The organism is Saccharopolyspora sp. NPDC050389, from assembly GCF_040655595.1.
GTDB lineage: Bacteria > Actinomycetota > Actinomycetes > Mycobacteriales > Pseudonocardiaceae > Saccharopolyspora.
The window spans coordinates 1-13450 of record NZ_JBFAKG010000037.1 but is presented as its reverse complement, the minus strand read 5'-3'; the positions used below and the strand labels follow the sequence as shown (position 1 = coordinate 13450).

The following is a 13450-nucleotide window of genomic DNA, read 5'->3' as shown; positions in this document are numbered from 1 at the left end:
CCACTTCGGACACCGGTGAGGAAGACATGCTCGAAGTAACCAACATCGCCAAGGAATTCCCCACCCGCACCGGAACCGCGCGGGTCGTCGACGACGTCACCTTCACGGTCGGCGAGCGGGAGTTCTTCACCATCGTCGGCCCGTCCGGCGCGGGCAAGACGACCGTGCTGCGCTGCCTCACCGGGCTGGCCAAGCCCACCGAGGGCACCGTCCGGTTCAACGGCAAGGAGATCACGGGCCCGCCACCGGAGTTCGCGGTGGTGTTCCAGGACTACGCCCGCTCGCTGATGGCGTGGTTCACCGTGCGGCGCAACGTCGAACTGCCGCTGCGCAACCTCGGGCTGTCCGCCGCCGAGCGGCGCGAACGGGTCGAAACCGCGCTCGTGCAGGTCGGCCTGTCCGAGGCGGGGGCGAAGTACCCGTGGCAGCTCTCCGGCGGCATGCAGCAGCGGGTGGCGATCGCCCGCGCGATCGCCTACCGCCCGCAGGTGCTGATCATGGACGAACCGTTCGCCTCGGTCGACGCGCAGACCCGCGCCGACTTGGAAGACCTCCTGCTGCGGGTGCGTGACGAGACGGACCTGGCGCTGGTGTTCGTCACCCACGACGTGGACGAGGCGGTCTACCTCAGCGACCGGGTCGCGATCCTGAGCCGCTCGCCCAGCCGAATCGACGAGATCGTGCCGATCGACCTGCCCGCGGAGCGGGACCAGATCGGCACCAAGGAACTGCCGGAATTCGCCCGCCTGCGGGCACACGTGTTCAGCCGGATCAGGGCAATGGTCAACACCGCCGAGCCCCAGTCCGCGCATTAGGTTGGAGGAGAAAATGCGGGGAATCCCCAGGGTCTTCGCGGCGCTGGTCGCGTTGCTCGCGGTGACGGCGTTGGCCGCCTGCGGCGGGCCGGAACTCACCAAGACCGCCGACGGCCGCACCGCGCTGCGCGTCGGCATCATCCCGACCATCGACGCCGCGCCGCTGTACCTCGGTGTCAGCGAAGGCATCTTCGCCAAGCACGGGCTCGACGTGACGGTGCACGTCGCCGACAGCGGGGCCGCGCTGATCCCGGCGACGATCAAGCAGGAGAACCAGATCGGCTACGCCAACGTGATCAGCGACTTCCAGGCCGCCGAGCAGGGGCTGGACATCAAGCTGGTCCACAACTGCTGCGGCTCCGGCGCGGACCCGGCCAAGGACGTCTCGCAGGTGCTGGTCAAGCCGGACGGCCCGATCCGCACCGTCGGTGACCTGGCGCACGCCAACATCGCGGTCAACTCGCTGCACAACATCGGCGAGGTGAGCATCAAGATGGCGCTGGAGAAGCGCGGCGTGGACGTCTCCGGCATCCGGTTCACGCCGATGCCGTTCTCGGACATGAACGACGCGCTCAAGCGCGGTGACGTGGACGCGATCTGGCAGGTCGAGCCGAACGTGCAGGCCGCCCTCGCCGCCGGGTTCACCCCGCTGATCTCGAACTTCGTCGAGGCCCGCCCGGAGGCGACGCTGGGCTACTACCTCACCAGCGGCGCGTTCGCGAAGCAGAACCCGCAGGTGGTCCAGGCGTTCTCGGACGCCATGGACGAAGCGAACCGGTTCGCCACCGAGAACCCCGACAAGGCGCGCGAGGCGGTGATGATCAACATGAGGTTCAACCCGGAGATCGTGTCAACCGCCAACCTGCCTACCTACCCGCAGGGACTCGACCGCGCCAGCGCCGAGGAATACGCCACCTACGCGGTCAAGTACGGAGCCATCGAGAAGGCCCCTGACCTGGGCGGACTCTTCTGGTCCGGGCCCGGGAACTGATCATGCGGGCGACCGCGACACGCCGGGAGAACCAACCCGACACGATGCCCGTAGACCGTGTAGTGTTTACGGCGGTCGTATTTCTGGGGTCGTGTTCGCGCACACTCGCAGGATGGTGATGCGGGCGTGCTGCTATCTGGTGTAGCTGGAGAAGTCGCCGTTCGAAAACCGCGACCCAGGTGGTCACGAAGTGTGAGCGCCTGTAGTAGTACCGGCTCCCAGAAGGAGAGAGACATGGCACAGGGAACCGTGAAGTGGTTCAACTCGGAAAAGGGCTTCGGCTTCATCGCGCCTGACGACGGCGGCGCGGACGTCTTCGTCCACTACTCGGCGATCGACGCTCGCGGTTTCCGCAGCCTCGACGAGGACCAGAAGGTCACCTACGAGGTCACCCAGGGCCCCAAGGGCCCGCAGGCCAGCGACGTGCGCGTCGTCTGAGTTCGGGTGAACCGGCCGGTACCGGACTCCGGGCCGGCCCCTGAGCTACGCGAAGGCCCCGCACCCCACCGGGTGCGGGGCCTTCGCCCTTTCTTCAGGCGCGTCGGCGGCGGAGCAGACCGAACAGCGAGGCGACGAGCAGGACGCCCGCGATGATCGTGACCGCCAGGCCCATCCGGTGCAGCCCGGCGTCGTCCGCGTGGACGCCGATCACCAGTGCCAGGAGCGCGGCCGAGAGGTTCGCACCGACGTACTGCGAGGTGCGGTAGAGCCCGGATGCCGCGCCCATCCGCTCCGCCGGAGTGGCCGCGTACATCGCGCTCTGGTTGCCCATGTTGTTGAACCCGTTGGGCAGCCCCAGCATCGCGGAGATCACCAGCAGCAGCGGGATCGGCGAGTCGGCGTCCGGCACGGTCAGCAGCAGCCCGCCGACGCACAGCGCGGCGGTCCCGACGATCAGCGCCGCGCGCGGCCCGCGGTTGCGCTGCAGCCGGGTCGCCAGCAGCGTGGACACGGCGCCGACGGCCGCGATCGGCAGCACCACCAGGCCGGCGCCGACCGGTCCCAGCCCCCGGGTTTCCTCCAGCCATTGCGGCAGGCCGTAGAAGATGCAGTAGAACGCCGTGTAGGTCACGATCGTGCGGCCGTAGGTGAACGACAGCCCGCGCCGCGCCAGCAGGCGCATGTCCAGGAACGGATCGCGGGCTCGCAGGCCCCACCAGACGGTCATCGCGGCGGCCGGGACGGCGACGCCCAGCCACCACCACTCCGGGGTCGCGGCCAGCGACAGCAACCAGAACATCAGCGCGGTGATCGAGACCGCGAACAGCAGCATGCCGACCGGGTCGATCTGCGCGAGCGCCTTCAGCCGCCCGCCGCCCCGCGCCGGAGGATCCGCCGGGCCCCACCGCATTATCACCGCGCCGCCGACCAGCGCCAGCGGCACGTTGATCCAGAACACCCCGGCCCAGCCGAAGCCGCCCACGAGCAACCCGCCGAGGGTGGGCCCGAGCGCGGCGGTGACCTGCGAGCAGATGGCGAGCGCGGCCAGCGCGTTGGTCGGGCGGGAGCGCAGCTGGTCGGCGGCGCGGCGGATCATCGCGACGCCGCACGGGTACTGAGCGGCGGTTCCGATGCCGATCAGGACGCGGCAGACCACCAGCGCCGCGATGTTCGGCGCGAACGGGGCCGCCACCGAGGTGATGCCGACCAGGACGAGCCCGGCGAGGCTGGTGCGGCGCGGGCCGAGCACGTCGGCGATGCGGCCCATCGCCGGGGCGGCGACGGCGGTGGCCAGGTAGAGCGCGGAGACCAGCCAGGTCACCGAGGTGCCCGCGTCGAAGTAGGAGCGGATGGCGACCAGGGCGACCGCGATCATCGACGAGTTGAGCGGCTGCAGGATCGTGCCGAAGGCGATCGGCGTGATGAACCTGCCCGGTAGCTCCGGTTCGGGCGCGGGCTTCGCCGACCGCAACAGATCTTCAGCGTTGCTGTCTTTTTGGGAGGATGGTTCGGGCGTCGTTCGAGGCATCGGTCAATCTCGGATCGGAGCTGGGATCAGGAGTCGGCGAGGCGGTCCAACAGCTTGGCGGAGAGCACCAGCAGCTCCCGCTCGACGTCGGTGAGCCCGGTCATGGCCTGGGCCAGCCACGCCTCGCGCTGGCTCCGGTCCCGCATGATCTGGCGGCGGCCCGCTTCGGTGATCCGGACGATGGCGGCCCGGCGATCTGCCGGGTCCGCGTCGCGCTCGGCCAGCTCGGCATCGATGAGGCGCTGCACGATCCGGGCCATGGACTGCGGCGTGACGCGCTCGGCGGCGGCCAGCGCGCTGGCGGTCGCCGGACCGTCGCGCTCCAGGCGGCCCAGCACCGCCAGGCGCCCCAGGGTCAGCTCGCCGGGCTCGCGCTCGGCGCGCAGCCGCCGCGCTAGGCGCATCACGCCCATCCGGACCTCGGTGGCCGCCTGAGCGATCCCGGCGGTGTCATCGGCGGCGGGATCGTCACGAGTCATGTATTCAGCATAGCTGTGTTTCTCGGAGCGGTCAGATGCGCTGCAGCCGGGCGGTGACGTGCGGCGTCATCGGCAGGCCGACCATCGCGCGGCTCTCGGCGTACTGAAGCGCGCCGTCGGCGTCGAGCGCGTAACTGCGCTGCGCGGCCTCGACGTCCTTCGCGGTCGCGGCGCGGACGACGCTGTCGGTGGACAACTCCCAGCGCTGCGGGCTCGCCGTGCCGTAGAACAACTCCAGGATTCCGGTGCAGTGGCTGATCAGCAGCTCCAGGCTCCCGCCGGGTTGCGGCCGCCACCAGCCGGTTTCCCACGCCGCCGGCCGCAGCACGTTGCCCTCGGCGTCGAGCAGCCAGGCCCGCGCCTCGTGACGCAGGAACGGCCGCCCGTCATGGGCGATCGTGACCTGCTGCCCGAACCGGTACGGCCCTTCGATGCTCGGGTAGTCGACCTCGCCGCCTCCGCGCCACACGCCGACCAGCTCCCGCAGCGGGGCACACGTGTCGTGCAGCGGCGGCCCGCTGCGCAGGTCCGTGGTCTCGGCCGGGATTGGCAGCGGAGCGTGCTCACTGGAAGAACCCATGCCGGCAGGGTAGCGGCACGATCAAACCGGGCCGCACAGACTAATCGTCCACTGTGGAATTCTGCTGGTGCCGGTTTTTCGGGCCGGTGCCGCGCTGCAGCCGGGCCTGCAGGCCGTCGAGGTTGCGGGCCAGCGCGTGCTCGAAGAGGCCGTCGATGTCGTCGACGGCCTCGGTGCGCAAACCCGCGAGCATCGGGAACCGCCCGGTCGCGTACAACGCCTGCACCTGGCCGTCCAGCGACCTCCACCACTGCTCGGCGACGACGCCGGTCGCCTCCTCGGCCTCGGCTTCGGATTCCCGGGACAGCGCGAGGCCGCGCACCATCGAGGGCAGCGTCAGCGCCTCACGCGTGATCTCGTCCGGGTCCAGCCCGAGGCCGTCCAGGGCGCGCAGGGTCCATTCGGTGTGCGCCATCGCCTCCGGGATCAGCTTCGGTCGCGTCACGGACACCGCGCTCGCCATCCAGGGATGCCGCCGGTAGAGCTCCCACTGCGTCCGGCAGACGAGTTCGAGCTTCGCCCGCCAGCCGGGCGGGCCCGGTTCCGGCAGTGGTCGTTCGAGGAACACGGCGCGCATCATCTCGTGCACCAGCTCTTCCTTGCTGGCCACGTGCCGGTACAGCGACATCGGGCCGACTCCCAGCTCGGCCGCGATCCGGCGCATGGACACCGCTTTCGGCCCTTCGGCGTCCGCCGCCGCCACCGCGACGGCGACGATCCGCTGCAGGGTCAGCGCCGGTTCGGCCGGGCGGTCCGGTGGCGGTGGCGACTGCGATGCGCTGACGACCGTGCCCGCGCCGCGCCGTGCTTCGACCAGCCCCTCGCGGCGGAGCTCGGCGAGCGCTTTCGTGGCGGTGGCCATGGCCACGCCCCATTCGCGGGTGATCGATCGGGTGGACGGCACGCGGTCGCCGGGGCGCAGTTCGCCACGCGCGATGCGATCGCGGATCGCGGAAACGATCCGCAGGTACGGGGGCTCGGTCGCTCCAGTCATCAACACCTCCAGCGGCATCGTAATCGTACTAGTGCACTATGGTGACGAGCTAGTGCACTTTTTGGCCAGTCCCGCAAAATCGCCGATTTTGTGGGAATTTAATCCGGACCGATTATCGGTTGACGGGATTCGATACGGTGTACTCATGAATGAGTACGGCGTATCGCGGAGGTCTTGATGCACGATCCCGAAGCCGTTGTCGGCGCGCTCGTGGCGGCGTTCGACGACGACCCGTTGACGAGCTGGTTGTTCCCAGGCGCCGAGGACCGGCGAGCGGCGCTGCCCCACGTCTTCGCCGCGGCGGTCGCGGCGTCGATCGAGGCCGGGGAGCTCGCCGTGGCCGGTGACGGCTCGGCGGTGGCGGTGTGGCTGCCGCAGGCGGCGCACGATCCGGGGTTCGGTGACGACGGCGAGCTCCCGGCCGTGTTCCAGCCGCACCTCGAACGGCTGGAGATCTTCAGCCGGCTGGTGCTGGCGCGGCATCCGCGCGGGCGATCCCACCTGTACCTGCCGTTCCTCGGCGTCCGGCCGCAGCGGCGTGGCGCGGGGCTGGGATCCGCGCTGCTGGCCGACCGGCTGGCCCGGGCCGACGCCGAAGGCGTGCCCGCCTATCTGGAGGCGAGTTCGCCCCGCAACCGGCCGCTGTACGAGCGCCACGGCTTCCGCGAGCTGGGGGAGCCGATCGTGCTGCCCGACGGGCCACCGATCTGGCCGATGTGGCGGGACCCGAAGACCAACTACGAGGAGAGCTGACATGAGCGTGACGAGCGAGATCATCGCCGGTGGCGACGACGACTTCATGGCGGTGCGGAAGGTGACCGCGGCGGGCAGCCAGCTGGAGATCGGCCGCGCGCTGGCCGCCGAAGCCGCCGCGACGTTCGGCTGGGCGCCGGTCCCGGCCGACCCGGTGATGGCCCGGGCGCGCCGCGCCTGGTTCGAGCGGAACTGGCCGCAGCACCACGAGCGGATGCGCGGCGCGGCCGAGGCCGCCGGCGTCGACTTCGACGACGACCGGGTGCACCTCGACGGGCTGACCGGCGTGCCGAGCGGGTCGGCCTGCTCGGTGACCTACCTCCGGCCGTCCACGACGAAGGAGGGGCACGGGCTCTTCGGGCGCAACTACGACTTCTTCACCACCAGCGCCGAGGAGATCTTCGCGGCGCTCGGCGGGCCCGAACCGGCCGGGCCGCGACCGCCGATGGCGTCCAGGCCCTACGTGCTCAACAGCATCCCGGACGCCGGCCCGACCACGACGGTGCTCACCATGAACGAGCTCGACGGCTGCATGGAGGGCATCAACGAGCACGGGCTCGCGGTGGCCCTGCTGATCGCCGACGCGGAGAACACCGCCCCGCCGGTCGAGGCGGGCCCGCAGGTCGGGATCTCCTCGGCGCAGCTGCCCAGGTTCGTGCTGGACACCTGCGCCACTGCGGACGAGGCGAAGCAAGCGCTGCTCGGCGCCAAGCAGTACGACCTGGGCGTGCCGCTGCACTACCTGATCGCCGATGCGGCGGGCAACGCGTTCATCTGGGAACGCGGCGACGCCGGCATCGAGCACATCATCGACATCGACGGCGACGCACTGTGCCTCACCAACCACCTGGTGCACAAGCAGCAAGCGGGAGAACTGCCGCCGGACAACGAGGAAACCCTGCGGACCTACGGGCGCTACCGGACGCTGCTCGACCGGACCGGCGGCTCGGTGATGTCCGGCGAGCGGCTGCGCGCGACCCTCGACGAGATCGGATTCGACGCCACCAACGCCGGGCACTACCCGGTCCGGACGCTCTGGCGCACGGTGTTCGACCTCGACGAGCGGACCATGTCGACGAGGTTCTACCTCGGTGACACCGCGACCGGTGGCCTCCGGCACAGCGCCGAGCTGACGTTCGGCCCCGGCCTGCTGGCCGGCTGACCGGAGCCCTGCGCCGCCTACCCTTCGATGTCCGATGTGGACGGTTCGCGGCGCAGGGTCTCGCGGACGAGGTCGCGCAGCCAGTCCGTGCCGGGTGCGGGAAGGGCCCGCCGGTACGTGTAGAGCGAGACCTCGACCGTGGGGATCTCGAACGGCAGCTCGAAGGTCCGCACCTGCGACGAGCGGGTGAACAGGCCCGCGACGCCGCTGGGCACCGCCGAGAGGTACCGGGTGCGGGCGAGCAGCTCGGGCAGCACCGCGAAGTGCGGCACCCGCGCCGCGACCTCGCGGCGGTGCCCGAGCCGGGTCAGCTCCTGGTCCGCGTCGATGTGCCCGGCGGCCGGATCGACCACGATGTGCCGTTCCCGCAGGTATTCCTCCAGGGTGGGGCGCTCGCCGATGCGCGGGTGGTCGCGCGCGATCAGCCCGACGTAGTGCTCCTGGAACAACGCGTCGCGGCGCAGGTCCGGGGCGTCGATGCGCGGCGTGCAGATGACGGCGTCGGTGCGCCCCTGGCGGAGCTGCTGCGGCGCGGCAGCCATGTCCAGCGGCGTCACCTCGACGGCGCAGCGCGGCGCCTGCTCCTCCAGCCGGGCCAGGATCGGCGGCAGCAGGCTGATCTCGCCCAGGTCGGTCGCGCAGATCCGGAAGGTGCGCACCGACGTGGCCGGGTCGAACCGGCCCGCCCCGGACACCGTCTCGTCGATCACCTCCAGCGCCTGCCGCAGGCGCGGGTACATGCGCTCGGCGATCTCGGTCGGCGCGAGGCCGTCGGGCGAGCGGACGAACAGCTCGTCGGTGAACTGGCGCCGCAGCCGGCGCAGCGCGTGGCTCACCGACGGCTGCGTGATGAACAGCGCCTCGGCGGTCTTCGTCACGCTGCGGGTTTCGTAGAGCAGCACGAAGGTCCGCATCAGGTTCAGGTCCACGTCGACCACCCAGTGAGAATAAGGCCTGTCTATGGCGGGATCAACAGCATTCATTAGGACTATGACCACTGCTTGCCTAGGGTGGCGGGCATCACCGACAGGCCCTCCGAGCCGGAAGCGAGCAACGATGCCCGACGTGCGCCAGGCGACCTACGACCTGCTGCGATCGCATGATCTGACGACGATCTTCGGCAATCCCGGATCCAACGAGCTGCCGTTCCTGGCCGGGATGCCGGCGGACTTCCGGTACGTGCTCGGCCTGCACGAGGGCGCCGTGCTGGCGATGGCCGACGGGTATGCGCTGGCCCGCGGCGGATCGGCGCTGGTCAACCTGCACGCGGCGGCCGGCACCGGGAACGCGCTGGGCCCGCTGACGAACTCGGTGTACTCGCACAGCCCGCTGATCATCACCGCCGGGCAGCAGGTGCGCTCGACCATCGGCCAGGAGGTCATGCTGGCCAACGTCGACGCCGCGACGCTGCCGAAGCCGCTGGTGAAGTGGAGCTGCGAACCGGCGTGCGCGCAGGACGTGCCGCGCTCGATCAGCCACGCGATCCACATCGCGAACCTGCCTGCGAAGGGCCCGGTGTACGTGTCGGTGCCCTACGACGACTGGAGCCAGGAGGCGCCGCCGGAGGCCCGGCACCTGCTGGAGCGCACCACCGGCACCGCCGGATCGCTGAGCGCCGCGCAGCTCGCCGACCTGGCCGGCGCGCTCGACGCGGCCGAGAACCCGGTGCTGGTGCTGGGGCCGGAGGTCGACGCCCAGTACGCCAACGACGACGCGGTGCGGCTCGCGGACCGGTTGGGCGCGCCGGTGTGGATCGCGCCGTCGGCGTCGCGCTGCCCGTTCCCCACCCGGCACCGCAGCTTCCGCGGCGTGCTGCCCGCCGCGGTCCAGGGCGTCACCGACGCCCTGGCGGACCACGACCTGATCCTGGTCGCCGGCGCGCCGGTGTTCCGCTATCACCAGTTCGTGCCCGGCGAGTACCTCCCGACGGGTGCCCGGCTGATCCAGCTGACCGGCGACCCCGGCGAGGCCGCGCGGGCGCCGATGGGGCAGGCGCTGGTCGGCGACGTCAAGGACGCGCTGTCCAGGCTGGCCGACGCCGTCACCGCCGGCCGCAAGCCGGAGCTGCCGCCGCTGCCGGAGCACCCGCCGGTGCGGTCCGGTGGCGACCGGCTGCACCCGGCGGAGCTGTTCGCGGTGCTGCGGGAGAACGCGCCTGCGGATGCCGTCTACGTCAAGGAATCCACCGCGACGGCGGCCGACTTCTGGGCCCAGATGGACCTCTCCAGGCAGGGCAGCTACTTCTTCCCGGCCTCCGGCGGGCTCGGCTTCGGGCTGCCCGCCGCCGTCGGCGCGCAGCTGGCCCACGACGACCGGCAGGTGATCGGGCTCATCGGCGACGGCTCGGCCAACTACGGCATCACGGCGCTGTGGACGGCCGCGCAGTACGAGATCCCGGTGATCATCGTGATCCTGAAGAACGGCACCTACGGCGCGCTGCGCTGGTTCTCGAAGGTGCTCGACGCGGGGGAGACGCCCGGCATGGACGTGCCCGGCATCGACTTCGTGCAGATCGCCGGCGGCTACGGCGTCGCGGCGACCTCGGTGCGCACCCGCGAGGAGTTCGCCGATGCCCTGGCCGCCGCGCTGCGCTCCGGAAAACCGGCCGTGATCGAGGCCGAGACCGAACTCACCGAACCCTGACCGGCCTTTCCCCGCGGACTTTGATTGTAATTCCCGCAGGGGTTCCGCTACCCGCACCGCTAGGCAAAACGAGCCTGGAACCTGCCTCTAAGGAAAACCTTTGTCCCAGCAGACTGTCGGGGCCGTCGTCGGCGGCGCCCGGCTCAACGGCTTCCACCTCAAGGTCCTGATCATGTGCTCGTTGCTGATGATCGTGGACGGCTACGACATGGTGTCCTACGGCACCGTGATCTCGCACTTGATGGACGAGTGGCACATGGACCCGGTCACGGCCGGGACGCTCGGCTCCGTCGCGCTGGTCGGCATGCTCGTCGGCGGCCTGTTCGTCGCGCCGCTGGCCGACCGGTACGGCAGGCGGCCGCTGATGATCACCTGCGTGACCATCGCCAGCATCGCGTCGTTCAGCTGCGCGTTGGCCACCGGGCCGGTGCAGCTCGGCGTGCTGCGGTTCGTCGTCGGCGTGTCGCTGGGCGCGCTGGTGCCCAACTTCAACGCGCTGGCCGGTGAAATCGCGCCACGGCGGGCGAAAGCGCTTTTCGTGACGCTGGTTTCGTCGTTCTACTCGGTGGGCGGGATCGCCGCCGCGGTGTTCGCCATCTACATCGAGCCGATGTGGACCTGGCGCGGCGTGTTCTACGTGGCGGCGCTGCCGCTGCTGATGGTGCCGTTCCTGCTGCGCCACCTCCCGGAATCGCCGGACTTCCTGGCCAGCCGGGGCGACCGGGAGCGGCTGCTGGCCGTGCTGCGCAAGATCGACCCGGCCGCGGAGCTGGACGACGTGGTCGTCGAGCGGCCCACTGCGGCGGGCAAGGCCCGGCTGCGGCAGCTGTTCGCCAACGGCAACGCGCTCAACAACGTGCTGATCTGGGTCTTCTTCGCGATGTGCATGCTGCTGAGCTACGGGCTCAACACGTGGCTGCCGAAGCTGATGCAGACCGCCGGCTATCCGCTGGGCTCGGCGCTGTGGAACCTGGTGGTGCTCAACCTGGGCGGCATGGTCGGCGCCATCGCCGGCGGCTGGATCGCGGACCGCTGGAACTACCGCAACACACTGGTGACGTACTTCGTGCTGGCATCCGTGTCGCTGGTCGGCCTGTCGTTCAACCCGAACTCGGTGGTGCTCAACGTGCTGCTGTTCGTCGCCGGTGCGGCGACGGTCGGCGTGCTGGCGATCATCCACGCGTTCGCCGTGGAGTACTACCCGGCCGAGGTGCGTTCCACCGGTGTCGGCTGGGCGGCCGGGATCGGCCGCATCGGCGCGATTGGCGGCCCCACGCTCGGCGGCGCGCTCTTGGCGCTGGAACTGCCGTTCCAGCAGAACTTCATCGCAGTCGCGGTTCCCGGCGTCGTCGGCGCGCTCGCCGTGGCGCTGGTGGCCAAGAAGAAGTTCCGCAGCCCGGAACCGGAACGGGCAGCGGCGAGCTGACCAGGACCAAAAGTTCGATTCGCTTGAGAAAGGCCGTTATACATGACGATTCTGGATGTCGAACGCTGGGCGAAGCGGGTCTTCACCGGCAGCTGGAGCCCGGCGAGCGGCACCCCGACGGAGGTCGTCGAGCCGGCGACCGGGCAGGTGCTGGGCCACGTCGGCGCCGCCACGCCCGGCGACATCGACGAGGCGTGCGCCAAGGCCGCCGCCGCGCAGCGGGAGTGGGAGAACACGCCGTTCGAGGAGCGCGCCGCGATCATGCGCCGCGCCGGGCGGCTGTTCGAGGAGCACGCCGAGGAGATCCGCCGCTGGATCATCCGCGAGGCCGGTTCCATCCCGCCGAAGGCGGAGCTTGAGGCACACAGCGCGGCCAACGAGTGCTTCGAAGCGGCCGCGCTGCCGTCCCACCCGGCCGGTTCGCTGCTGCCGTCGGCGGACGGCCGGCTGAGCCTCAGCCGCCGGGTGGCCGCCGGTGTCGTCGGCGTCATCGCGCCGTTCAACTTCCCGCTGATCCTGTCGATCCGCGCCGTTGCCCCGGCGCTGGCGCTGGGCAACACGGTGGTGCTCAAGCCCGACACCCGGACCGCGGTGTGCGGCGGCGTGGTGCTGGCGGCGATCTTCGAGGCCGCCGGTGTTCCGGAAGGCGTGTTCCAGATGCTGCCGGGCGGCGCCGACGCCGGGGCGGCGCTGGTGGCCAACAAGCACACCCGCGTCATCGCGTTCACCGGCTCCACCGCCGCCGGTCGCAAGGTCGCGGAAGCCGCCGCGACCCACCTGAAGCGCGCGCACCTGGAGCTCGGCGGCAACAACGCGCTGATCGTGCTGCCGGACGCCGACATCGCCGCCGCCGCGTCGGCGGGCGCATGGGGATCGTTCCTGCACCAGGGGCAGATCTGCATGGCCTCGGGCCGGCACCTGGTGCACGAGTCCATTGCGGACGAATACGTGGCCGCGCTCGCCGAGAAGGCCCGCAACCTGCCGGTCGGCGACCCGAACACCGCCGAGGTGGCGCTGGGGCCGATCATCGACGAGCGGCAGCGCGACAACATCCACCGGCTGGTCACCGACAGCGTCGCGGCCGGTGCGACGCTGGCCGCCGGCGGCGAGTACGACGGGCTGTTCTACCGGCCGACCGTGCTCGACCACGTTCGCCGCGACACCCCGGCGTTCTGCGACGAGATCTTCGGCCCGGTCGCACCCGTGCTGCGCTACCGCACGATCGAGGAGGCCATCGAGATCGCGCGCGACACCGAGTACGGCCTGTCGCTGAGCGTGCTCGGCGGCGACGCCATGGCGGCGTGGGAGGTCGCCAAGCAGATCCCCAGCGGCCTGGTGCACGTCAACGACCAGACCGTCGGCGACCACGCGCACATCCCGTTCGGCGGCGTGGGCGCCTCCGGCAACGGCGGTCGCGTCGGCGGCGCGGAAGCGAACCTGGAGTCGTTCACCGAAACCCAGTGGGTCACCATCCAGGGCAAGATCCAGCAGTACCCGTTCTGATCCGCGACGGCGGCTGATGGAGGGCCGGCTCGACCTCTCCTGACACCGGCGCGGGGCAGCCGGGCGGGCGGAAGCTGATCGACAACGTGCGGGGCTTCACGCTGACCGCGAACGGGCCGCGCGAGTTCGGCAGCC

General features: G+C 70.8%; 13 protein-coding genes. 8 read left to right on the top strand and 5 right to left on the bottom strand.

The window, feature by feature from the left end; genetic code table 11:
• The first annotated feature begins 26 nt into the window (after positions 1-26).
• The 3 genes from AB0I53_RS23910 to AB0I53_RS23900 all read left to right on the top strand — a co-directional run bounded on the left by AB0I53_RS23910 (position 27) and on the right by AB0I53_RS23900 (position 2244).
• Positions 27-815 carry an ABC transporter ATP-binding protein gene (locus tag AB0I53_RS23910; RefSeq protein WP_358606873.1) on the top strand — a complete coding sequence of 263 codons (789 nt, stop codon included), beginning with the start codon at positions 27-29 and terminating at the stop codon, positions 813-815.
• A gap of 13 nt (positions 816-828) precedes the next feature.
• Positions 829-1806: an ABC transporter substrate-binding protein gene (locus AB0I53_RS23905; RefSeq protein WP_358606870.1), complete on the top strand. Its 978-nt coding sequence runs from the start codon at positions 829-831 to the stop codon at positions 1804-1806.
• Positions 1807-2040: 234 nt separating this feature from the next.
• Entirely contained in the window at positions 2041-2244 is a 204-nt protein-coding gene (locus AB0I53_RS23900) for a cold-shock protein (RefSeq protein WP_358606867.1), read from the top strand.
• 94 nt (positions 2245-2338) lie between these two features.
• Here AB0I53_RS23900 and AB0I53_RS23895 read toward each other — a convergent pair whose 3' ends face one another.
• The 4 genes from AB0I53_RS23895 to AB0I53_RS23880 all read right to left on the bottom strand — a co-directional run bounded on the left by AB0I53_RS23895 (position 2339) and on the right by AB0I53_RS23880 (position 5828).
• Positions 2339-3718, bottom strand: a complete 1380-nt coding sequence (locus AB0I53_RS23895) for an MFS transporter (protein ID WP_358606865.1) — start codon at positions 3716-3718, stop codon at positions 2339-2341.
• Between the two features lie 83 nt (positions 3719-3801).
• Positions 3802-4254 carry a MarR family transcriptional regulator gene (locus AB0I53_RS23890; protein WP_358606862.1) on the bottom strand — a complete coding sequence of 151 codons (453 nt, stop codon included), beginning with the start codon at positions 4252-4254 and terminating at the stop codon, positions 3802-3804.
• 31 nt (positions 4255-4285) lie between these two features.
• On the bottom strand, positions 4286-4834 hold the full coding sequence (locus tag AB0I53_RS23885) for an FABP family protein (protein ID WP_358606859.1): 549 nt from the start codon (positions 4832-4834) through the stop codon (positions 4286-4288).
• 40 nt (positions 4835-4874) lie between these two features.
• Complete coding sequence (locus tag AB0I53_RS23880) at positions 4875-5828, bottom strand: GntR family transcriptional regulator (RefSeq protein WP_358606856.1); 954 nt, start codon at positions 5826-5828, stop codon at positions 4875-4877.
• 177 nt (positions 5829-6005) lie between these two features.
• Here AB0I53_RS23880 and AB0I53_RS23875 point away from each other — a divergent pair, with 177 nt between their 5' ends.
• Positions 6006-6581 carry a GNAT family N-acetyltransferase gene (locus AB0I53_RS23875; protein WP_358606853.1) on the top strand — a complete coding sequence of 192 codons (576 nt, stop codon included), beginning with the start codon at positions 6006-6008 and terminating at the stop codon, positions 6579-6581.
• 1 nt (position 6582) lies between these two features.
• Positions 6583-7743, top strand: coding sequence for a C45 family peptidase (locus tag AB0I53_RS23870; RefSeq protein ID WP_358606850.1), 1161 nt, complete (start codon positions 6583-6585; stop codon positions 7741-7743).
• Positions 7744-7760: 17 nt separating this feature from the next.
• Here AB0I53_RS23870 and AB0I53_RS23865 read toward each other — a convergent pair whose 3' ends face one another.
• Positions 7761-8681 (bottom strand): LysR family transcriptional regulator, encoded by a 921-nt coding sequence (locus AB0I53_RS23865; protein ID WP_358606847.1) that lies wholly within the window; start codon positions 8679-8681, stop codon positions 7761-7763.
• Between the two features lie 118 nt (positions 8682-8799).
• Here AB0I53_RS23865 and mdlC point away from each other — a divergent pair, with 118 nt between their 5' ends.
• The 3 genes from mdlC to AB0I53_RS23850 all read left to right on the top strand — a co-directional run bounded on the left by mdlC (position 8800) and on the right by AB0I53_RS23850 (position 13315).
• Positions 8800-10386 (top strand): benzoylformate decarboxylase, encoded by a 1587-nt coding sequence (gene mdlC, locus AB0I53_RS23860; RefSeq protein ID WP_358606844.1) that lies wholly within the window; start codon positions 8800-8802, stop codon positions 10384-10386.
• Between the two features lie 100 nt (positions 10387-10486).
• Positions 10487-11812, top strand: a complete 1326-nt coding sequence (locus tag AB0I53_RS23855; protein ID WP_358606841.1) for an aromatic acid/H+ symport family MFS transporter — start codon at positions 10487-10489, stop codon at positions 11810-11812.
• Between the two features lie 42 nt (positions 11813-11854).
• A complete protein-coding gene (locus tag AB0I53_RS23850) occupies positions 11855-13315 on the top strand; it encodes an aldehyde dehydrogenase family protein (RefSeq protein WP_358606838.1) in 1461 nt (486 codons plus the stop codon).
• The last annotated feature ends 135 nt before the right edge of the window (positions 13316-13450 follow it).

Excerpts from the sequence above, each read along its gene's own strand:
- AB0I53_RS23910 (WP_358606873.1), top strand. The coding sequence starts at position 27 with ATGCTCGAAGTAACCAACATCGCCAAGGAATTCCCCACCCGCACCGGA.
- AB0I53_RS23905 (WP_358606870.1), top strand. The coding sequence starts at position 829 with ATGCGGGGAATCCCCAGGGTCTTCGCGGCGCTGGTCGCGTTGCTCGCG.
- AB0I53_RS23900 (WP_358606867.1), top strand. The coding sequence starts at position 2,041 with ATGGCACAGGGAACCGTGAAGTGGTTCAACTCGGAAAAGGGCTTCGGC.
- AB0I53_RS23890 (WP_358606862.1), bottom strand. The coding sequence starts at position 4,254 with ATGACTCGTGACGATCCCGCCGCCGATGACACCGCCGGGATCGCTCAG.
- AB0I53_RS23885 (WP_358606859.1), bottom strand. The coding sequence starts at position 4,834 with ATGGGTTCTTCCAGTGAGCACGCTCCGCTGCCAATCCCGGCCGAGACC.
- AB0I53_RS23880 (WP_358606856.1), bottom strand. The coding sequence starts at position 5,828 with ATGACTGGAGCGACCGAGCCCCCGTACCTGCGGATCGTTTCCGCGATC.
- AB0I53_RS23875 (WP_358606853.1), top strand. The coding sequence starts at position 6,006 with ATGCACGATCCCGAAGCCGTTGTCGGCGCGCTCGTGGCGGCGTTCGAC.
- AB0I53_RS23870 (WP_358606850.1), top strand. The coding sequence starts at position 6,583 with ATGAGCGTGACGAGCGAGATCATCGCCGGTGGCGACGACGACTTCATG.
- mdlC (WP_358606844.1), top strand. The coding sequence starts at position 8,800 with ATGCCCGACGTGCGCCAGGCGACCTACGACCTGCTGCGATCGCATGAT.
- AB0I53_RS23850 (WP_358606838.1), top strand. The coding sequence starts at position 11,855 with ATGACGATTCTGGATGTCGAACGCTGGGCGAAGCGGGTCTTCACCGGC.